We start from the raw sequence: 709 nt of genomic DNA, 5'->3' as shown, positions 1-709 counted from the left end.
TTCGCCGCTGTACTGGAACGGCGCCCGCGTCGACGCGTTGTATCCGCTGTCGGTGCCCGTCGACGGACAGGCGCTGAACATCACGTGCACGAGTACCGACGACGAGATCGCCTTCGGGCTGACGGCGTGCGGCCGCACGGTGCCGGACCTCGCCCGGCTGCTCGATCACCTCGACGACGAACTCGGGGCACTGGAATCCGCTCTCGGAGTCCGGGTGGAGGTCGACGACGAGGGGAGCGGGGAGGGCGACGCCGGGAACGACTGACCGCGTCGTCCCGAGAATCGTCGCGCCGCATCGCCGAACGGCCCGGGATGAGTCAGGACGTCGCCGCCACGCGGCGGGCGTGCGGCGTCCACACGTCGGTGAGGGTGCGGCGGCCGATGAACAGCCCGATGTGACCGGCATCGGCGACGGTGGTGGTGATCCTCTGCGGCGGGGTCGATACGTACTCCGCGAGCGCGGTGACCTGCCGGGGAGTCGCGATCGGGTCGGCGGAGCCGGCGATCAGATGGACCGGGCAGTCGACGGCCGCGAGATCGACGACGCGTCCCTCGGCCCTCAGTGCGCCGACGACGAGTTCGTTGCCCACGAACAGGTGGCGCATGATCCACTCGCGGAACGCGGAGGGGATCTCCTGCTTCCAGGCGAACCAGTGCCGTTCGGCTTCCCAGCGTGCGACCTCGTCGGGGTCGTCGAGCAGGCCGAGCA

General features: G+C 70.4%; 2 protein-coding genes. One reads left to right on the top strand and one right to left on the bottom strand.

What is annotated here, in order from left to right; all coding sequences use genetic code 11:
* Positions 1 to 265: WS/DGAT domain-containing protein (locus R1101_RS0124940; protein WP_016935824.1), on the top strand; the 265-nt coding region annotated here is incomplete at its 5' end.
* Between the two features lie 52 nt (positions 266 to 317).
* Here the strand turns inward: R1101_RS0124940 and R1101_RS0124935 are convergent.
* On the bottom strand, positions 318 to 709 hold a 392-nt coding region (locus tag R1101_RS0124935), incomplete at its 5' end, for a DUF3141 domain-containing protein (RefSeq protein ID WP_016935823.1).

Source organism: Rhodococcus sp. R1101 (assembly GCF_000278445.1).
GTDB lineage: Bacteria > Actinomycetota > Actinomycetes > Mycobacteriales > Mycobacteriaceae > Rhodococcus > Rhodococcus gordoniae.
Note: the sequence above shows the minus strand (reverse complement) of the source record. Positions and strands in the feature narration are given on the sequence as shown.